Source organism: Affinirhizobium straminoryzae, from assembly GCF_007004135.1.
Classification (GTDB): domain Bacteria; phylum Pseudomonadota; class Alphaproteobacteria; order Rhizobiales; family Rhizobiaceae; genus Neorhizobium; species Neorhizobium straminoryzae.
In genome coordinates this window covers 93,541-112,023 of sequence record NZ_VJMG01000016.1, presented here as the reverse complement: position 1 = coordinate 112,023, position 18,483 = coordinate 93,541, and the positions used below count along the sequence as shown (strand labels likewise).

Below are 18,483 nucleotides of genomic sequence, written 5' to 3'. Positions count from 1 at the left end.
TGCGTCCTGTCTCACGAGATAGTCATTCATAACGTGCTTGTCAGCCGCCACCGCGCGAATAAGTTGGTTAGTATGGACAGATCGTGCAACCACGATGATTCCCCGGCCCGGCGCTTTCGGGCATGAGAGCCTGATGGAGACCAGCATGGGCCTGATGACTTCCACCGACGCAGCGCTTGACGAAAAGGCGATTGTCGCCGCCGCCGAACGGGCGCTCGCCGATATCGCCGGCATCCGCGCCGAAGTCTCCAAGGTGATTTTCGGCCAGGAACATGTGGTGGAAAACACGCTGATCGCCGTGCTGTCCGGCGGTCATGCGCTTCTGGTCGGCGTGCCGGGTCTGGCAAAGACCAAGCTCGTCTCGACGCTCGGCACCGTGCTCGGCCTTGATGCGAGCCGCATCCAGTTCACGCCGGACCTGATGCCGTCGGACATTCTCGGCACCGAGGTGATGGACCAGGACGAGACCGGCCGCCGGTCGTTCCGTTTCGTCAAGGGGCCTGTCTTCGCCCAGCTTCTGATGGCCGACGAAATCAACCGTGCCTCGCCGCGCACCCAGTCGGCGCTGCTGCAATCCATGCAGGAATATCACATCACGGTGGCCGGCCAACGCTATGACCTGCCGGCCCCCTTCCATGTGCTGGCGACCCAGAACCCGCTGGAGCAGGAAGGCACCTATCCGCTGCCGGAAGCGCAGCTGGACCGCTTCCTGTTGCAGGTCGACGTGCTCTATCCCGAACTCGAGGCCGAGCGGCGCATCCTGCTCGAAACCACCGGCCTCTCCGAGGCGAAGGCAAGCGGCGTCATCGATGCGGCGCGTCTGCAGGACATCCAGGCGCTGATCCGCCAGATGCCGGTCAGCGACACGGTGGTGGATGCGATCCTCGCGCTGGTGCGCTCCGCCCGCCCCGGCCAGGGCAACACGATGACCGACCGGCATGTGGCCTGGGGCCCCGGCCCGCGCGCCGGACAGGCGCTGATGCTGTGCGCCCGAGCGCGCGCGCTCTACGAGGGACGGCTCGCGCCTTCGCTCGACGACGTGCATTCGCTGGCCGAGCCGGTGCTGCAGCACCGCATGGCGCTGACCTTCTCGGCCCGCGCGGAAGGCATGACCGTCCGCGACGTGATCGCCGGTCTGGTGAAGCAGGCACGCGGCTGACCGGCGCGTCCTGACGTAAGGCAACAGGAGCAAGAGTGATCGCGTGGCATCCATCGGCCAGATCGTTCCGCAGACCCCCGGCAGCGAAGTTCTGGCACGCGCAAGGCAGCGTGCCATTCTCGTGCCCGATTGCATGGTGGAGGCACGCCGCATCGCCAACACGGTGATTGCCGGCTGGCACGGGCGCCGCAAGCGCGGTATCGGCGAAAACTTCTGGCAGTTCCGCCCCTATAGCGAGGGCGAGAGCCTGTCACGCATCGACTGGCGCCGCTCGGCCCGCGACGACCATACCTATGTGCGCGACCGCGAATGGGAGGCGGCGCATACCGTCTGGCTGTGGGCCGACATGTCGCCCTCCATGATGTACAAATCCACCCTCGGCACCGTGTCGAAGGAAAGCCGCGCGCTGGTGCTGATGCTGGCGCTGGCGGAAATCCTGGCGCGCTCGGGCGAGCGCATCGGCTGCCCCGGCATCATGGAACCGGTCGCGGCCCGCAATGCCGCCGAACGGCTGGCCAGCGCCATCATGCTCTCGCCACCGCCGGAAGGCCTGCCGGATACGCAGATGATCCGCGGCGCCAGCGACATCGTGCTGATCGGCGATTTTCTCGACGATGCCGACCGGATCATGGCGCGCATCGCGCCGCTTGCCCGCCGCAACCTGCGCGGCCATGTGGTGGAGATCGCCGATCCGGCCGAAGAGACGTTCCCCTATAGCGGCCGTACCGAATTCACCGATCCCGAAACCGGCGAAAAGCTGGTCTCCGGCCGTGCCGAGACGCTGCGCGAGGATTACCAGCGCGCCTATCTGGCGCGGCGCGATCACCTTGGCCAGTCGCTCCGGCGCATGGGCTGGAGCTTCGTCTTCCATCGCACCGATCATCTTGCTTCGGAGGCACTTGCCGCGCTGCACGGCCATCTCTCCGGCAATCCGCCGCAGCTGTCGGGGGCGCGCTGATGGGTCTGCTTGCCTTCGCAAATCCCGCCATCCTGTTCGGACTGATCGCGCTTCCGGCCATCTGGTGGCTGCTGCGGCTCACCCCGCCGCGCCCGAAGGCAGAGGTGTTTCCGCCGCTCGCCATTCTGGCCACGGTTCTGAAGCGGCAGGAAACGCCTTCGAAAAGCCCGTGGTGGCTGACGCTGCTGCGCATGGCCTTAGCGGCGGCCGTCATTCTCGCCATCGCCGGCCCTGTGATGAACCCGCGCAGCGCGGCGATTTCCGGTGGCGGGCCGCTGGTGCTGATCGTCGACAACAGCTGGTCGGCCGCGCCCGACTGGGGACGGAGGGTGGAGACGGCCGACCAGCTGATCGGCGATGCCGAACAGGCCGATCTGCCGGTCTCGATCGTCTTCACGGCGGATGCCACCCACGATGCCGTGCCCGGCAGCGCTTCCAGTGCGCGCGAAAAACTGCGCGCGGCGCGGCCGAAGCCGCTCGTTCCCCAGCGGGCCCTCGCCGTGGACGCCGTAGCCGCGGCGCTGAACGGCACGCGCCCCGGTACGGTCGCATTTCTGTCGGACGGTGTCTCGACGCCGGACGACGGAGCCATGATGACCAGACTTGCCGGCCTTTTGCCGCAGCAGCTCAACCTGATCCAGGGCGACGGCGATGGCGCGGTGGCGCTGACGGACGCGGTAAACACCGCCGCGTCGATGACGGTGACGGCCGCGCGCCTCAGCCGCGAGCATCCGGAAACGCTGAAGGTCAATGCGCTGGACCAGCAGGGCCGTTCGCTCGCCTCTGCCGATCTCACCTTCGCCGCCGGGGCTGCGACCGCGCGAGCCGATATTTCCGCGCCTTTCGAACTGCGCAACGATTTTGCCCGCCTCGCCATCGACGGCAAGGCGACGGCCGGGGCAGCGCATCTTCTGGATGACGGCTTCAAGCGCCGGCGCGTGGCATTGCTGGCGGGCGACGGCGGCAATGACATGCAGCCGCTGCTGCTGCCGCTCTATTACATCAGCCGCGCGCTGCAGCCCTATGCCGACCTGATCGAGCCGCGTGGTGCCGACCTCTCCACCTCCCTGCCGGACATCCTGCAGCAGAACCCCTCGGCCATCATCATGGCCGATATCGGCCGCCTTCCGGCGGAAACCTATGAGCCGTTGCAGCAATGGATCGCACGCGGCGGCACGCTGATCCGCTTTGCCGGCCCGCGCCTTGCGGCGGCCCCGGCCGATGATCCGCTGGTGCCGGTCATCCTGCGCCGCGGCGAACGCACGCTCGGCGGCGCGCTCTCCTGGGCCGAGCCGCAACCACTTGCCGACTTCCCGAATTTCGGCCCCTTCGCCGGCATGCCGCGCGCCGAGGATGTGCGCGTGAACCGTCAGGTGCTCGCCGAGCCGACACCCGATCTCGCGGAACGGACCTGGGCAAGCCTTGGCGATGGCACGCCGCTCGTCACCACACGGCAGGTCAACAACGGCCGCATCGTCCTCTTCCACGTCAGCGCGGAAGCAACCTGGTCGAACCTGCCGATATCAGGCACCTTCGTCGAGATGCTGCGCCGTCTCGTGCAGATGGCACGGGCAGGCGGCGCGGTGACGGCAACCGGTGGCGCTGCCGCCGTCGCCGGTGCGGCCCCGGCTGAGACGGTTCTGCCGCCCTTCCGCCTTCTGACGGCTGATGGCGCGCTGACCACCGAGACCGGCACGGCAAAACCCCTGACGCTTGCCGCCGGCCGGACCCCGGGCGCCAGCCCCGACCATCCGCCCGGCCTCTATGGCAGCGAGGACGGCTTTACGGCGCTGAACCTCTTGCCGGCGGGCACGGAGCTGAACCCGGTGGATCTTTCTGCTGCCGGAAACCTCACTGTGACGCGCGCAGGCCTGATCGGCCGCGAGGCCTGGTCGCTGCGCCCTGCCCTCTTCACGATCGCCTTCCTGCTGCTGCTGCTCGACAGCCTGATCGTGCTCGCCATGAACGGCGCGTTTTCGCGTCTGCCGCGTGCGGGCCGCGCGACGGCGGCGCTGCTGATGATCGCGCTTTTGCCCTTTGCGCTTGCGCCCGGCGAAAGCCGCGCCCAGGCGCCGGGCCAGGACGCCCGCCCCGGCGACGAACAGGCGCTGGAGCGGCTGGACACCACCCATCTCGCCTATGTCGTGACGGGCGAGGCGGATGTGGACAGGCTGTCGGAACAGGGGCTGGAAGGGCTCAGCCAGTTTCTGACCTATCGCACGACGCTGGAACCCGGCGCCCCTGTGGGCCTCGACATTTCGAAGGACGAGCTTTCCTTCTACCCGATCATCTACTGGCCGATTTCGGCCAGCGCGCCGATGCCGACCCAGGCGGCGATTTCCCGCATCGACGCCTACATGCGCAATGGCGGCACGGTGCTGTTCGATACGCGCGACCAGTTTACCGCGCTCGACGCCGGCGGCGGCACCAGCGCCAACAGCCGGCGCCTGCAGGAAATTCTTGCCAATATCGACATTCCGCCGCTCGAGCCGACGCCGGAAAACCATGTGCTGACCCGCACCTTCTACCTGCTCTCCAGCTTCCCCGGCCGTTACACCGGAAGCCCTTTGTGGGTGGAGGCGCGGCAGGATTCGCGCAATTCCGGCAGCAATCTTTCGTCTACGGGTGACGGCGTGACGCCGATCCTGATCACGGGCAACGATTTCGCCGGCGCCTGGGCAATCGATGCCAATGGCGCACCGGTTCTGCCCACCGTTCCGCCGGACGAGATGCAGCGCGAATATGCCTACCGGGCCGGGGTCAACATCATGATGTACATGCTGACCGGCAACTACAAGGCCGACCAGGTGCATGTGCCGGCCCTTCTCGAACGGCTCGGACAGTAGGAGGCAGGACCGATGGAGATTCAGTTCGCCCCCTTCCTGCCCTGGCAAGTGCTGGCCCTGCTTGGCCTGCTTGCTGCCTGTCTCGTGGTCTTCTCGCTGTGGCGCGGGCTGCGCGGCGCGCTGCTCAGAGCGCTTGCCCTTGCCGCGCTTTTGCTGGCGCTCGCCAACCCGACGCTGCTGCAGGAAGAGCGTGCGCCGCTCTCCACCATCGTGCCGGTGGTCGTGGACCGCTCGCAGAGCCAGGACACGGCCGAGCGGCGCGCCCAGACCGATGCGGCACTCGCGCAACTGCGCGACCGGCTGGCCCGTTTCCCGCGACTTGAACCGCGCATTGTCGAGGTGCGCGACGATGCCAGCTCCGACACGCCCTCCACCCGCCTGTTTTCAGCGCTGACCTCGGCGATTTCCGACGTCCCGCCGAGCCGGATCGGTGCGGCCATCTTCATCACCGACGGTCAGATCCACGATCTGCCCGGCATCAATCAGGAACTGGGCTTCAACGCGCCGATCCACGGCCTGATAACCGGCCATGCCGGCGAGTTCGACCGCCGTGTCGAAGTGGTGCGCGCGCCGCGTTTCGGCATCGTCGGCGAAGAGCAGGACATGACGCTGCGCGTCTTCGACGACGGCCGCGCCCAGGGCGGCACGGCAACCGTGACGGTGCGCATGAACGGCGAGGTGATTGCCAATCTGCAGGCGACACCTGGCGCCCCGACACCCTTCCGCTTCACCGTGCCGCGCGGTGGCAACAACATCATGGAATTCTCGGTAGCGGAGCTGCCGGGCGAGGTGACGACCGCCAACAACCGCGCCGTCCATGTGATCGACGGCATCCGCCAGAACCTGCGGGTTCTGCTGGTGTCCGGCGAGCCGCATGCCGGCGAGCGCGCCTGGCGCAACCTGTTGAAATCCGATGCCTCCGTGGATCTCGTCCACTTCACCATTCTGCGCCCGCCGGAAAAGCAGGACGGCACGCCGATCAATGAATTGTCGCTGATCGCGTTTCCCACCCGCGAACTCTTCGTCGAGAAGATCAACGATTTCGACCTGATCATCTTCGACCGCTACCAGCATCGCGGCGTGCTGCCGATCCTCTATTACGACTATATCGCGCAATATGTGGAAAATGGCGGTGCCTTGCTGATTGCCGCCGGCCCGGAACATGCAGGCCCCGATTCCATTGCCTCGACGCCGCTGGCGACCGTACTGCCGGCAGCGCCGACCGGCGACATTCATCAGGCGGGCTTCTTCCCGCGCCTGTCCGAGCTTGGCAAGAAACACCCCGTGACCCGTGGCCTCGACGGTTCGGGAAGCGAGCCGCCGGCCTGGGGCCGCTGGTTCCGCACCATCGATGTCGGCCCCGCGCGCGGCGAAACCGTGATGCAGGGCGATGGCGGACGCCCGTTGCTGATCCTCAACCGGCAGGGCCAGGGCCGCGTCGCCATGTTCCTGTCCGACCAGGGCTGGCTCTGGGCCCGCGGCTTCGAAGGTGGCGGCCCGCATGTGGCGCTCTATCGCCGCATCGCCCACTGGCTGATGAAGGAGCCGGAACTGGAGGAAGAGGCACTGACGGCGCGCGCCGTCGGCCGCACGCTGGAGGCGACCCGCCAGACGATCGGCAACGATCCGGGCCCGGCCACCATCCGCTATCCCTCCGGCCGCACCGCCCAGGTGCCGTTTACCGCTGCCGGCCCCGGTCTCTACCGCATCGAGCAGCGGATGGACGAAACCGGCCTGTTCGAGGTGCGCAACGGGCAGTTCTCGACGCTGGTGCATATCGGCGCGGTGGATGCGCCGGAATTCAAGGCGATGATTTCGACCACCGCCACCCTTGCTCCCTATGCGGCCAGGACGCGCGGCCTCGTCGCCCGCGTCGAAAGCGGCAGCGGCATCCGCCTGCCGGACCTTCTGCCGGTGCGCGGCGAGGTGCGCATCAGCGACCAGAGCCGCATGGTCATCCGCATGACCGACGAGACGGTGTTGAAGGGCATCGACACGACGCCGCTGTTTGCCGGCTTTGCGGGTCTTGCCGCCCTGCTCGCCGCCATTTCCGCCATGTGGTGGCGCGAGGGGCGCTGACCCCCTCCTCCTCGCCACGGCCTGCCCCATCTGATAGAGCCCCGGGGCAAGACAGAGGAGACAGGCATGGGTTACGAACTGACCGTCACCGACAGCATTTCGCCGGAGGAGGAGAAGGCTGTCGAGGCGCCGCTTGTCGCCTACAACCTCGAAACCTTCGGCCAGAGCGGCAAGCGCGATCTCTCCATTCTGCTGCGCGATGCGGACGGCAAGGTCGAGGGTGGACTGATCGGCTATACGGCGCGCGGCTGGCTCTATGTGCGGCTGCTGTTCATTCCCGAAAACGCGCGTGGCGAGGGGCTCGGCCCACGCCTGCTGACGCTTGCGGAAGAGGAAGCGCGCCGCCGCGGCTGCATCGGCGCCTATCTCGACACCATGAACCCGAAGGCGCGGCGGAGCTATCTCGCATGCGGCTATACGGTGATCGGCGAACACGGGCCGCTGGCGGGCGGCATGTCGATCACCTGGCTCAGCAAACGCTTTGCGAAGGAAGGAGACGGCGATGACCGATGAGAACGGCTGGGACATGTCCGCATCGGCCTGGGTCATCGCACAGGGCGAGAACGGCGACTTCACGCGGCAATTCGTGCTGGACCCCGTCATCGACGCCTGGCTTGCCGGCCGCTCCTTCGCCTCGGCGCTCGATGTCGGCTGCGGCGAAGGCCGCTTCTGCAGACGGCTGAAGGCACGCCACGGCATTGTCGCCGTGACCGGCATCGACCCCACCGAACCGTTGCTTGCCACTGCCCGCGCCAAGGACCCCGCAGGCGATTATCGGCTGGCATCAGCAGAAAACCTGCCCTTCGAGGATCACCGCTTCGATCTCACCGTCAGCTACCTGACGCTGATCGACATTCCCGACATCGAACGCGCCATTGCGGAAATGGCCCGCGTGACGGCACCCGGAGGCACGCTGCTGATCGCCAATCTCAACCCGTTCATCACGGCCTCGGGCGGCACCGCCTGGGTGAAGGACGATTCCGGTGCCAAGCGCTTCGTCAAGGTCGATCGCTATCTGCAGGAGCATTCCGACTGGCAGGCCTGGCGGGGCATCCGCATTCTCAACCACCACCGGCCGCTGAGCCGCTACATGACGCTGCTTCTCGCGGCCGGCCTCAGACTGACGCGCTTCGACGAACCACCGGCCATCGGCGGCCCGACAGAAGCGCGGGCTGCCTATAACCGCGTGCCTTATGCGCATGTGATGGAGTGGACGAAGGCTTGAAACCCGCGTCTTATTCGGCGGCCGCCGCCAGAGCCTGCGGCTGCCAGTCCTGCCAGGCAATTGAGCCCTTCAGCCGCGCATGCACGCCGTCTGTAAGCGGCACCACCAGCACGCGACCGGGATCGACCGGGCCGGGGAAGGTCAGAGCGCCATAGGCCACCTTCTCGAAGCCGAGCGGCATGTAATAGGGCGGGTCGCCGACCAGGATGACGGCCTCGGAGCCCTTGCGGCGCGCCGCCTCGATGGCGATCCGCACCAGTTCACGGCCGATACCGCGGTTCTTGTGGCTGGGGCGAACGGCAAGCGGTCCGAGCAGATGACCGTCCACATCGCCGGCCCGCACGGGGGTCATGCGCACGGAAGCGATGGTTTCGCCGCTGTCGGCGCAGATGAACGACAGCGACCGGTCATGCGGCCCCTGCTCACGGATACGGGCGGAGGATTTGACAAACCGACCGGGGCCGAAGGCTTCGGCATTGATGATGTCGATGATCGCGTCGTGAGACGCATCTTCGGTCAGGTAGACGAGGTCATGGCTGGGCATGAGGAGAAGACACCGGAAAGGCGGACAGAACAACGGTTCGGCGCGGCGCCCATGGCAAGGCACCGTGTCAGGCTCGATCAGCGTCGTCGAAGCGTCCGGGTTTCGATCATGTCTTGCTGTTTCCCAATTGGCGCAAGCGAGTAGCAACAAAACCCCATTCCGTCCATCGAAAACACACTGTCTACCGCAGGAGGGGTCGAAATTCCGCATCCGGAATGCCAGATTGTCGACAAGAGAAAAGACAGGGAAGGATAGGCCATGGGCAGGCTGGTGGATGGCGTCTGGCAGGACGTCTGGTACGACACGACATCGACGGGCGGGCATTTCAAGCGATCCGAATCGCAGTTCCGCAACTGGGTGACGGCCGATGGCGCGGCGGGTCCGAGCGGGCGCGCCGGCTTCAAGGCGGAGGCCGGGCGCTATCATCTCTATGTGTCGCTTGCCTGTCCCTGGGCGCATCGTACGCTGATCTTCCGCACGCTGAAGAAGCTGGAGGACCTGATCAGTGTGTCGATCGTTCATCCGCTGATGGTGGAAAACGGCTGGGAATTCCGTCCTGACGACGACCGCGATGCGACGCCGGACCATCTGTTCGACGCGTCGACGCTCTGGCAGATCTATGTAAAGGCCGATCCGCACTACAGCGGCCGGGTCACCGTGCCGGTGCTGTGGGACAGGCGGGAGAACACCATCGTCTCCAATGAATCGGCCGACATCATCCGCATGTTCAATACCGCGTTTAACGGCCTGACCGGCTCGACGGATGATTTCTGTCCGCCGGCGCTGATCGATGAGATCGACCGGATCAACGCGCATGTCTACGATACCGTCAACAATGGCGTCTACAAGGCAGGCTTTGCCACCACGCAGGCAGCCTATTCCGACAGCGTCACACGGCTGTTTGCGACCCTGGACGAGCTGGAAGCGCGCCTCGGCCGGCAGCGTTATCTCGTCGGCGACCGGCTGACGGAGGCGGACTGGCGGTTGTTCACCACGCTGGTGCGCTTCGATGCGGTCTATGTCGGCCACTTCAAGTGCAACATCCGCCGCATCGCCGACTTTCCGAACCTCTCGGCTTATCTGCGCGAGCTTTATCAGGTGGCGGGCGTGGCGGAGACTGTGAACCTGCGTCACATCAAGGAGCATTACTACCGCAGCCACAAGACCATCAATCCGACCGGCGTCGTGCCGCTGGGTCCCGAACTCGATTTCACCACACCGCATGGCCGCGAGCGGCTCGGCACGACCACGTGATCGTCACGCTCACCAGTTGGCGGGCTTCTCCGCTTCGCCGGACAGTTCCGCCAGTCGCCTCAGTGTTGCGGTCGTCACCGCCTCCGGAAGGGCATCGAGCGCAAAGAAGCCGCTCTCGACAATCTCCCGATCCGGCAGGCGGGGCGCCGTCTGGCGCACGGTGGCGCGGTAGAAAACCACATGATCGCGGGGGCTGGCATTGAGGTTGCGGTAGACGTGAAAAAGTTCCGGCTCGCCGATGATTTCCAGATTGCCCTCCTCCCGCAGTTCCTTGGCAAGCGCCGCCTGCACGGTCTCGCCGCGCTCCACGCCGCCGCCCGGCATGTACCAGCCGGGCACATAGGAATGGCGAACGAGGAAGATGCGGCCCTCTTCGTCAAAGCAGGCCGCCCGCACGCCAAGCGTCATGCCGCGGGTGACGGCAAACACCTTGTGCATGAGGAAGACGACGGCGCGGGTGGGAAAACCGGCAATTTCCGGAATGCCCCTCTCACGACCGGCAGGGCTTGCGGGCCGGTTTTCGCCGCTCATCGGTCCCACTCCGGCAATGCGCCTTGCCCACGGGCCGTGTTGGCTCTATGTCTCCAGACATGTTCACGTTTGCGCATATTTCCGACATCCATCTGGGGCCGCTTCCCCGCCTCACGCTGCGCGAACTGGCTTCGAAGCGCATTACCGGCTTTGTGAACTGGCATCGCAACCGCCGCAAGCATCTTCTGGTCAACACGCTGGATCTTCTGCTGAGCGACATGCGCCAGCGCCAGCCCGACCACCTGATGATCACCGGCGATCTCGTCAATCTTGCGACGTCCATTGAAATCCGGCTGGCCGGCGAGTGGCTGGAAAGCGTCGGCGATCCCCGCGAGACGACGCTGGTGCCCGGCAACCATGATGCCTATGTGCCGGGCGCGCATGATCGCTCGGTACGTCAGTGGTATCCCTTCATTGCCGGCGACGAGAGCCCGGACGACTGGCCGGACGAGGAACACGTCTTCCCGACCTATCGGCGTCGCGGGCCGGTTGCCATCATCGGCTGCTCCACCTCCAATGCCACGCCGCCCTTTTCGGCCGGCGGCTATTTCAGCGCCCGCCAGGCGCGCGAAACGGCAAACCTGCTGCGCCGCGCCGGAGAAGAAGGCCTGTTTCGCGTGGTGATGATCCACCATCCGCCGATCCGGGGCGCCGCCCCCTCGCACAAGCGCATGATCGGCATCCGCCGCTTTGCCGCAGCCCTCTCGCTCGGCGGCGCCGAACTCGTGCTGCACGGCCACACGCATCTCAACACGGTCTATCCGTTGAAGACGCATCATGGCGACGTGCCGGTGGTAGGCATCGCCTCTGCCTCGCAGGGCCCGGGCGGCCACAAGCCGCCCGCCGCCTACAACCTCTTTTCCCTATCGGGAGAACCCGGCGCCTGGAACCTGATGTGCGAGCGCTACGGCCTCACCCCCGATGCCGATGCCATTGCGCTCGAACAGCGGCAACTATTTTACGGCACCGAAGCGGGACTTGCGCAACGTCCCTCAATTGCGGCACAATTCTGAGCCAGCCTGACGAAAGCCCCACCTGATCTCATTGCGGATCTGATTGATTCGCACCCAGAATCACCACCAGGGACGTTGCACTGTTCTCATGAACGAAATGCCTGCGCAGACCGATATCCGACGCGACCTCGTGGGGCTTCTGCCCCAGCTTCGCCGCTTTGCGGCCGTGCTGGTGCGCGATGCCAACAGTGTCGATCCTCTGGTGGTGCGAACCTGCGAGGCAGCTGTCGAAAAGGCAGCCCAGCCGAAACCCGGCCAGGAACTGCTGCCCTGGGCCTTTACCCTGATGCGTGTGCTGTGGACGGAAGAGACACGCCGGCGCAAGAACCAGGCGGAGCGCGACGACAATGGCCGCCGCGCCGAACCGGGGCGGATGTCGCTCGGAAAGCCGGTGCTCGATGCGCTCTCGCGCAGCAGCGCACCGGTGTTCCTGCTGTGCAGCGTCGAAGGTCTGAGCTATGCGCAAGCCGCAAGCATCATGGGCATCACGCCCGACGCCGTTGCCGTGCGCATGCTGCTGGCCCGGCGCGAACTGGGCGCCGAGGACAGCCAGACCAGCGAACGGAGAGCGTAAGCCGATGGACAGCCTGCGCAACGCGCCCCTCGACATGCGCCTTTCGGCCTTCATCGACGAGGAACTCAATGAAGCCGAGCGGCAGGAGGTGGAGGCGCTTCTCATCGCAGATGTCAACGCCCGTACACTGCGCGATACCCTTGAGAGTGCCGACCGCCTCGGCCGCGATGCCTTCGATGCCATGCTGAAGGCGCCGGTTTCGCTGGATCTCGTGCGCTCGATCAAGACTGCCGCCCCGCCACGGCGCGCGATCAGCCTTCCCGAACCGGCGCGCGCCTCCTGGCGGCCGCAGCCGAGTTTCGGTGTCGCCATGGTCACCTCGCTGCTGATGTTCGGCCTCGGCGCAGGCGCAGGCTACATGGCCGCCGAGCGACCGAACATGACGACCTACGCGGACATGGCGGGCGACCCGACGAAGGCCTGGCTGGACGATGTTGCCTCCTACTACCGGCTCTATTCCCGCCAGTCACGCCATCTGGTGGAAATCCCCGCCAACGAATCGGCCCATATCGTCGAATGGCTGATGGCAACGACCGGGGTTTCCTTCCGGATTCCGGATCTTTCCGCACAGAATCTGGAGTTCATGGGCGCGCGGCTGTTTTCTGCCGGCGGCCGGCCGGTGGGCCAGCTTCTCTATCGCAACACCGAGGGCGAGGTGATCGCGATCGCGTTCACCAAGCTCATTGCGCCACAGGCACCGGACGCGCAGATGCGCCAGATCATCCGCGACGACATCGGCCTGATCACCTGGCAGGGTCTTCAGGCCAATTACGTCCTGACCGGGCCCTCCTCCGAGGCCACGCTCGATACGCTTGCGCGCACGGTCGCCGGCATCATCTGACGCGAAACACACCTCGTTTGCCCAAACGAAAAGGGCGACCCGAAGGCCGCCCCGTCATCCGTCTCACTTGCCGGCCAGCACCCGGTTCGCGGCGGAGACGATCGCCTCCAGCGAGGCCGTCACGATGTTCTTGTTGATGCCGGCGCCGAACAGCTTTCCACCGGCATGCTCGACCTCGACATAGGCAATGGCCGCGGCATTGGAACCGTGCTGCAGCGAATGCTCCGAATAGTCGGCAACGGAGAGATCGACGCCGAGATAGATCGACAGCGCATTGATGAAGCCGTCGATCGGTCCGGTGCCCTTGCCTTCGATGCGCTTCGTCTCGCCGTTATCGGTGATTTCGGCGGCGACGATACGGATGCCCTTCTGGTCGATGCCGGCCGGATAGGTGTGGTGATCGACGAACTTGATGCGGCCTTCCGGCTGCTCGACGTAGCGCTCGATGAAGCGCTCGTAGATGCGCTTCGAGGGCAGTTCCTTGCCTTCCTCATCGGTAATGCGCTGGATGTCCTCGCGGAATTCCACCTGCAGGTTCCGCGGCAGGTTGATGCCGTAATCCTGCTGCAGAATATAGGCGATGCCGCCCTTGCCGGACTGCGAGTTGATGCGGATGATCGCCTCGTAGGTGCGCCCCACGTCCTGCGGATCGATCGGCAGATACGGCACTTCCCACAGCGGCGAGTTCGCCGACTTGATCGCCTTCATGCCCTTGTTGATGGCATCCTGGTGCGAGCCGGAAAAGGCCGTGTAGACCAGTTCGCCGACATACGGATGGCGCTCCGGAATGGTCATCTCGTTGGAATATTCGTAGACGGCCTTGATGCGCTCGATGTCCGTGCAGTCCAGTTCGGGATCGACGCCTTGCGTGAACATGTTGAGCGCCAGCGTCACCACATCGACATTGCCGGTGCGCTCGCCATTGCCGAACAGCGTGCCTTCCACGCGATCCGCACCAGCCATCAGGCCGAGTTCGGTGGCGGCGATGCCGGTGCCGCGGTCATTGTGCGGATGCAGCGAGATGATGACGTTCTCGCGGTTGTCGATGTTGCGGCACATCCATTCGATCTGGTCGGCATAGATGTTCGGCGTCGCCATTTCCACGGTCGACGGCAGGTTGAGGATCAGCTTGTTCTCGGCCGTCGGCTTCACTTCGGCAATCACGGCATTGCAGATCTCCAGCGCCACCTCGAGTTCCGTGCCGGTAAAGCTTTCCGGCGAATATTCGAAGCGATAGCCGCCACCAGCCTTTTGCGACATGTCCATGATCATCTTGGCCGCATCGACGGCGATCTGCTTGATGCCCGGCACATCCTTGGCAAACACCACGCGGCGCTGCAGTTCTGACGTGGAGTTGTAGAAATGGATGATCGGCTTGTGCGCGCCTTCCAGCGATTCAAACGTGCGGGTGATCAGCTCCGGCCGGCACTGCACCAGCACCTGCAGGGAAACATCCTCCGGCACGCCCCCCTCTTCCACGCACCAGCGGGCAAAATCGAAATCGGTCTGCGAGGCGGATGGAAAGCCGATCTCGATTTCCTTGAAGCCCATGTCGAGCAGCAGCTTGAACATGCGCGCCTTGCGGTCATGCCCCATCGGGTTGACCAGCGACTGGTTGCCGTCGCGCAGATCGACCGAGCACCAGATCGGCGCCTTGTCGATCACCTTGGACGGCCAGGTGCGATCCGGAATGTTGATGGTGGGATAGGCCCGGTACTTGCGGGCGGCATCGGGCATGCCCTTCTTGCCGGAAGCGGTGTCTTCGGCAGCGGAAATCTTGGCATCCATGGTCTCTTCTCCTTCGCGTCCAGCGTCGGCGCTTGTGGCCCAAGGCTGTTACAGCGCCATGACGGTGGATCAAGGCCTCATGCGAGGCTTTTGGTCTTCAAACGGGGATTTTGTGCGAGGAGCTTTTGCCGGCAGGCTCTATCGGCCGCCGGGCGCTCCTCAAAGGACCCGGCAACCGCGGATAAGGCCGAGGAGAAGAAGCGAGTTTAGGGCAAACGACGACGCGCGGTCAGCCATGCGGCCCGCGGCGTATGAAGCAGAAATGGTTTCGCCCGAAATCTTCATGGGCCGAGACATAACGCGAGAAGAATGGCAGCGCAAGGGTGTTATTCGGCGGCGTCCTTGCGATGTTGCGCCAGCCTCTCTTCGACCCACCGTTCAATCAATCGGTCGATACCCAGCCCCAGCCGCCCCGCTTCCGCCGCCATTTCGACGGCAGCCGTTTCAGACAATTTGACGAGGAACAGGTCGCGCCCAATGTCACCTGTCTTGGCCGTGGCCCCATCGAGATAATCATCGATGTCGTCACCATCATCGAATTTTCTGTCGAATTCATCCGCCGAGATCTTGCTCATAGATCAACCTTTCCGATTTACGCACCCGCCTCACGGAGATGATTCGGATCCTCTGACCGCGCCAGGTAAAAATACCGGCCCACAGAGCAGGCCCGATTTTGCCGATGCAAATGAACCGGGGCTCTCCCTCGAAGGAGAGCGGAAGCGTCTTCTTCGATCGATCATACCACAAAGCCTGAGCCTCCACGAAATCGATTCCGTGTTTCGCCCTGTTCATCTCGCTTTTGGCTGGATCGAATTCGAACTGCATCTCATCATCAAATCACAACCATGCGGTGAAATCGAGAAGTTCAACCCTTCGTCGCCATCCGCTTCAGCCCCAGCATGACCGCCCCCGCAATCAGCCCCCAGAAGGCGCCGGAGACGCCGGCAAAAGCGGTGCCGGAGGCGGTGACAAGGAAGGTGATGGCGGCGGCTTCGCGGGTATCGGCGTCGCGGAAGGCGGCCTGTGCGGCGCTGGAAAAGGCGCCGATCAGGGCGAGCCCCGCCACCGCCTGCAACAGGATCGGCGGCGACAGGGCGACGAAAGCGATGATGCCGGAAGCGAGCAGGCCAAAGAAGATATAGGCGATGCCCGCAACGATCGCCGACCAGTAGCGCCGCTTGGGATCGTGATGCGCCTCTTCGCTGGCGCACATTGCCGCCGTGATCGCCGCAAGGTTCACCGGCACGGCACCGAAGGCCGCGCCAATGGCGGAAAACAGGCCGGAGGCGACGAAAAGCGGGTTCGGCGGCGGCTCGTAGCCGTTCACCTTGAGAATGGCGATGCCCGGAATGTTCTGCGAAGCCATGGTGACGATGAAAAGCGGCACGGCCACCGAGATGAAGCCATGCAGGGTAAAGACGGGGACCACCAGAAGAAGCTGCGGATGAATGGACTGGCCAAGCCTTGACAGCACATCCGGCGGCAGATCCACGCCAAACACCAGCACCAGCGCAAAGGCGAGCAGTGCCGCCGGCACGGCCCAGAGACGCTTCCAGATCACCACCAGCATCCAGGTCGCGACGATCGGCAGGCCGAGCCAGGGATTGAAGGCAACCGCCTTGACCGGCGCGAGGCACAGATTGACGAGAATGCCTGACAGCATGGCATTGGCCAGCGGCGCGGGGATCATCCGGATCGCGCGGCCGAGCGGCGAAAACAGGCCCGACAGCACGATCAGCCCGCCGCAGAGAACAAAGGCGCCAGCCGCCGCCGGAAATCCGCCCTCGATCATGCCGACGCTGCTCAAAAGCGCCGCCCCCGGCGTCGACCACGCCACGCTGATCGGCATGCGAAGCCAGAGCGGCAGGAGGATGCCGAGCACACCCATCAGCACCGACAGCACCAGCAGCGCGGAGGCCACCTGGTCCGGCCCGGCCCCCATGGCGCTCAGCCCCTGCATGATGACGGCAAAGGAACTGACGAAGCCGACAAAGGCCGCAAGCAGGCCCATGACCATGGCTTGGATGGAAAAATCTCTGAGCATCGGCACAGTCCGGCTGATTTGAATATGGGTCGGAGAGCCGAAGCAAATTCCCCGCCGGCTGGCAAGGCGAAAGGGCGTCGACTGCGGTTCCTCACCACAGGCAAGCTGGAGATTTTTCGCGGGACATGGTGAGGTGCGCGTCTATCAGGCACTCATCCGGTCCGGCGCCTGGCCGTCCGGCATCTGCGGTGCGCCGTCGCCGGAAACGGCGTTGCGGAAGCAGACGACGCGGTTGCGCCCGCCCCGCTTGGCGGCATAAAGCGCTTCGTCGGCCTTGGCCATCAGCGCGGTCAGCGAGGTATCCCGGCTGGCCATGCCGAGCCCGAGGCTGATCGTCACGGGAATGCGCTCTTCGTGGAAGACAACGGGCAGCACAGCCACGGCCTGGCGCAGCGTCTCCGCAATCACGCCGGGCTTCACATCCACATGGCGCGGCAGGAACAGCCCGAACTCCTCGCCCCCCATGCGCGCAAACAGCGCATCGCGGGACAGAAGGCCGGCCATGGTCTGCGCGACCATCGTCAGCACATGATCGCCGGCGGCGTGCCCATGGCGATCGTTGACCGCCTTGAAGTGATCGATGTCGATCACCACGAAGGCATCGCCCGGCACGGCGCGCTGCGGCAGGCGGTCATGCAGCCAGCGACGATTGTGGACCCGCGTCAGCGCATCGGTCTCCGACAACCGTATCAATCGACGTTCGACGCGTTCCTGGACAAGGATCACCACGAACATCGAGGTGGCAAACTGGCAGAGGATGAGAACGGAAAAGGTCTGGGCCATCGTCATCAACGCCAGATCCGGATTGATGAGACCGATCGCCATGACAAGCCCGATCAGCGGCTTGATGCAGAGCACCACCGCCAGTGCATGGCGGCTGGAGAGACTCTCCTCCAGCGGATCAGACATCACCACCCAGGCACCGGCCAGCGCAAAGCCGGACATGACGGAGATGTAGGCGATGGCACGATAGATGCCCACCAGATAGAATCCGGTCAAGGCAGCCAGAAGAACCAACACTGCCGGCAACAGAAGAAGCAGCAACCAGCGGCCTGCCGGCCGCTCATGCACGAGATTGCGCAGGCTGATCCAGAACAGGGTGTAGGCGAATGGCACGCTCGCGAAACTGAACAGCGTCCAGATGCCACTCCCCCACTGATGCCGCTCGCTGATGCCCGCAAGAAGCGCCCCGGCCGCAACGATGAGAAAGGCGGCCGCCATATTGCCCAGTCCGCGATGCTGAGGGGCGTGCCAGCGCAGGTAAAGCAGACAGATCGCACCGACGATCAGAGACAGAGGATGCAGGACAAGAACGGTCGCAAAATCAAGATGCATGACAACTTCCGGAAACAACCACGTTTCATCCCCATAAGCGACAAAAGTGACATATGGCTAAATGACCGCTTCATTTTCCCGCCTCTCGATCAAGGACAGACGGCTTGCGGGACAGCACAGAGAGATTTTGCCGCGCCTGCGCGGCCGCCGGAACCTTGCCGGATGATGCGCCCCGAGATGGTCGCGACCCGCATCGACGCGTAGCAGCGGAACACGCAGACCGCGGCGCAAAGGCCGGAGAAGCAGGAAAATAACCGTATAGCCACGCCGCATCCGCGGAGGCTCTTGCCTT

17 protein-coding genes are annotated in these 18,483 nt (G+C 64.8%); 10 read left to right on the top strand and 7 right to left on the bottom strand.

All coding sequences use genetic code 11. From position 1 onward, the window contains the following. Positions 1-145: 145 nt before the first annotated feature. From FNA46_RS07570 to FNA46_RS07545, 6 genes are all read left to right on the top strand, one after another. Positions 146-1,159, top strand: coding sequence for an AAA family ATPase (locus tag FNA46_RS07570; RefSeq protein ID WP_143124529.1), 1,014 nt, complete (start codon positions 146-148; stop codon positions 1,157-1,159). A gap of 43 nt (positions 1,160-1,202) precedes the next feature. Next, a complete protein-coding gene (locus FNA46_RS07565; protein WP_143124527.1) occupies positions 1,203-2,117 on the top strand; it encodes a DUF58 domain-containing protein in 915 nt (304 codons plus the stop codon). After that, positions 2,117-4,963: a DUF4159 domain-containing protein gene (locus FNA46_RS07560; RefSeq protein WP_143124525.1), complete on the top strand. Its 2,847-nt coding sequence runs from the start codon at positions 2,117-2,119 to the stop codon at positions 4,961-4,963. Before FNA46_RS07565 ends, FNA46_RS07560 begins: the two co-directional genes overlap by 1 nt. 12 nt (positions 4,964-4,975) lie before the next feature. Then, positions 4,976-7,042: a hypothetical protein gene (locus FNA46_RS07555; RefSeq protein WP_143124524.1), complete on the top strand. Its 2,067-nt coding sequence runs from the start codon at positions 4,976-4,978 to the stop codon at positions 7,040-7,042. Positions 7,043-7,108: 66 nt separating this feature from the next. Continuing rightward, a complete protein-coding gene (locus FNA46_RS07550) occupies positions 7,109-7,555 on the top strand; it encodes a GNAT family N-acetyltransferase (protein WP_143124523.1) in 447 nt (148 codons plus the stop codon). Then, a complete protein-coding gene (locus tag FNA46_RS07545; protein ID WP_143124521.1) occupies positions 7,545-8,267 on the top strand; it encodes a class I SAM-dependent methyltransferase in 723 nt (240 codons plus the stop codon). The genes FNA46_RS07550 and FNA46_RS07545 overlap by 11 nt, the downstream gene beginning before the upstream one ends. 10 nt (positions 8,268-8,277) lie before the next feature. Here FNA46_RS07545 and FNA46_RS07540 read toward each other — a convergent pair whose 3' ends face one another. Further along, complete coding sequence (locus FNA46_RS07540; RefSeq protein WP_143124520.1) at positions 8,278-8,811, bottom strand: GNAT family N-acetyltransferase; 534 nt, start codon at positions 8,809-8,811, stop codon at positions 8,278-8,280. Between the two features lie 258 nt (positions 8,812-9,069). On the opposite strand from FNA46_RS07540, the gene FNA46_RS07535 reads away from it, so the two are divergent. Further along, positions 9,070-10,065, top strand: a complete 996-nt coding sequence (locus tag FNA46_RS07535; protein ID WP_143124518.1) for a glutathione S-transferase family protein — start codon at positions 9,070-9,072, stop codon at positions 10,063-10,065. A 9-nt stretch (positions 10,066-10,074) separates the two neighbouring features. On the opposite strand, the gene FNA46_RS07530 is transcribed toward FNA46_RS07535, so the two are convergent. Next, on the bottom strand, positions 10,075-10,503 hold the full coding sequence (locus tag FNA46_RS07530; protein ID WP_244617942.1) for an NUDIX domain-containing protein: 429 nt from the start codon (positions 10,501-10,503) through the stop codon (positions 10,075-10,077). A 152-nt stretch (positions 10,504-10,655) separates the two neighbouring features. On the opposite strand from FNA46_RS07530, the gene FNA46_RS07525 reads away from it, so the two are divergent. The 3 genes from FNA46_RS07525 (at position 10,656) to FNA46_RS07515 (ending at position 13,024) form a co-directional block, all read left to right on the top strand. Then, positions 10,656-11,609: a metallophosphoesterase family protein gene (locus FNA46_RS07525; RefSeq protein ID WP_143124515.1), complete on the top strand. Its 954-nt coding sequence runs from the start codon at positions 10,656-10,658 to the stop codon at positions 11,607-11,609. An 88-nt stretch (positions 11,610-11,697) separates the two neighbouring features. Further along, positions 11,698-12,183, top strand: a complete 486-nt coding sequence (locus FNA46_RS07520) for a sigma factor-like helix-turn-helix DNA-binding protein (protein ID WP_143124513.1) — start codon at positions 11,698-11,700, stop codon at positions 12,181-12,183. A 4-nt stretch (positions 12,184-12,187) separates the two neighbouring features. Further along, positions 12,188-13,024 (top strand): anti-sigma factor, encoded by an 837-nt coding sequence (locus FNA46_RS07515; protein WP_143124512.1) that lies wholly within the window; start codon positions 12,188-12,190, stop codon positions 13,022-13,024. Between the two features lie 63 nt (positions 13,025-13,087). Here FNA46_RS07515 and leuA read toward each other — a convergent pair whose 3' ends face one another. The 5 genes from leuA to FNA46_RS07490 all read right to left on the bottom strand — a co-directional run bounded on the left by leuA (position 13,088) and on the right by FNA46_RS07490 (position 18,191). Beyond that, positions 13,088-14,812: a 2-isopropylmalate synthase gene (gene leuA / locus FNA46_RS07510; RefSeq protein WP_143124510.1), complete on the bottom strand. Its 1,725-nt coding sequence runs from the start codon at positions 14,810-14,812 to the stop codon at positions 13,088-13,090. Positions 14,813-15,138: 326 nt separating this feature from the next. After that, the gene (locus FNA46_RS07505) at positions 15,139-15,387 is read right to left on the bottom strand and encodes a CopG family transcriptional regulator (protein WP_143124508.1); all 249 of its coding nucleotides are present in this window, start codon (positions 15,385-15,387) and stop codon (positions 15,139-15,141) included. Next, entirely contained in the window at positions 15,365-15,637 is a 273-nt protein-coding gene (locus FNA46_RS07500) for a BrnT family toxin (protein ID WP_143124507.1), read from the bottom strand. The genes FNA46_RS07505 and FNA46_RS07500 overlap by 23 nt, the downstream gene beginning before the upstream one ends. A gap of 40 nt (positions 15,638-15,677) precedes the next feature. After that, positions 15,678-16,856, bottom strand: coding sequence for a benzoate/H(+) symporter BenE family transporter (locus FNA46_RS07495; protein WP_143124506.1), 1,179 nt, complete (start codon positions 16,854-16,856; stop codon positions 15,678-15,680). A 144-nt stretch (positions 16,857-17,000) separates the two neighbouring features. Further along, positions 17,001-18,191, bottom strand: a complete 1,191-nt coding sequence (locus FNA46_RS07490; protein ID WP_143124505.1) for a GGDEF domain-containing protein — start codon at positions 18,189-18,191, stop codon at positions 17,001-17,003. Positions 18,192-18,483: the final 292 nt, after the last annotated feature.

Bases quoted from the DNA above. Each gene is read 5' to 3' on its own strand.
- FNA46_RS07570 (WP_143124529.1), top strand. From the start codon at position 146: ATGGGCCTGATGACTTCCACCGACGCAGCGCTTGACGAAAAGGCGATT.
- FNA46_RS07560 (WP_143124525.1), top strand. From the start codon at position 2,117: ATGGGTCTGCTTGCCTTCGCAAATCCCGCCATCCTGTTCGGACTGATC.
- FNA46_RS07555 (WP_143124524.1), top strand. From the start codon at position 4,976: ATGGAGATTCAGTTCGCCCCCTTCCTGCCCTGGCAAGTGCTGGCCCTG.
- FNA46_RS07550 (WP_143124523.1), top strand. From the start codon at position 7,109: ATGGGTTACGAACTGACCGTCACCGACAGCATTTCGCCGGAGGAGGAG.
- FNA46_RS07545 (WP_143124521.1), top strand. From the start codon at position 7,545: ATGACCGATGAGAACGGCTGGGACATGTCCGCATCGGCCTGGGTCATC.
- FNA46_RS07540 (WP_143124520.1), bottom strand. From the start codon at position 8,811: ATGCCCAGCCATGACCTCGTCTACCTGACCGAAGATGCGTCTCACGAC.
- FNA46_RS07535 (WP_143124518.1), top strand. From the start codon at position 9,070: ATGGGCAGGCTGGTGGATGGCGTCTGGCAGGACGTCTGGTACGACACG.
- FNA46_RS07530 (WP_244617942.1), bottom strand. From the start codon at position 10,503: ATGCACAAGGTGTTTGCCGTCACCCGCGGCATGACGCTTGGCGTGCGG.
- FNA46_RS07525 (WP_143124515.1), top strand. From the start codon at position 10,656: ATGTTCACGTTTGCGCATATTTCCGACATCCATCTGGGGCCGCTTCCC.
- FNA46_RS07520 (WP_143124513.1), top strand. From the start codon at position 11,698: ATGAACGAAATGCCTGCGCAGACCGATATCCGACGCGACCTCGTGGGG.
- FNA46_RS07515 (WP_143124512.1), top strand. From the start codon at position 12,188: ATGGACAGCCTGCGCAACGCGCCCCTCGACATGCGCCTTTCGGCCTTC.
- leuA (WP_143124510.1), bottom strand. From the start codon at position 14,812: ATGGATGCCAAGATTTCCGCTGCCGAAGACACCGCTTCCGGCAAGAAG.
- FNA46_RS07505 (WP_143124508.1), bottom strand. From the start codon at position 15,387: ATGAGCAAGATCTCGGCGGATGAATTCGACAGAAAATTCGATGATGGT.
- FNA46_RS07500 (WP_143124507.1), bottom strand. From the start codon at position 15,637: ATGCAGTTCGAATTCGATCCAGCCAAAAGCGAGATGAACAGGGCGAAA.
- FNA46_RS07495 (WP_143124506.1), bottom strand. From the start codon at position 16,856: ATGCTCAGAGATTTTTCCATCCAAGCCATGGTCATGGGCCTGCTTGCG.
- FNA46_RS07490 (WP_143124505.1), bottom strand. From the start codon at position 18,191: ATGCATCTTGATTTTGCGACCGTTCTTGTCCTGCATCCTCTGTCTCTG.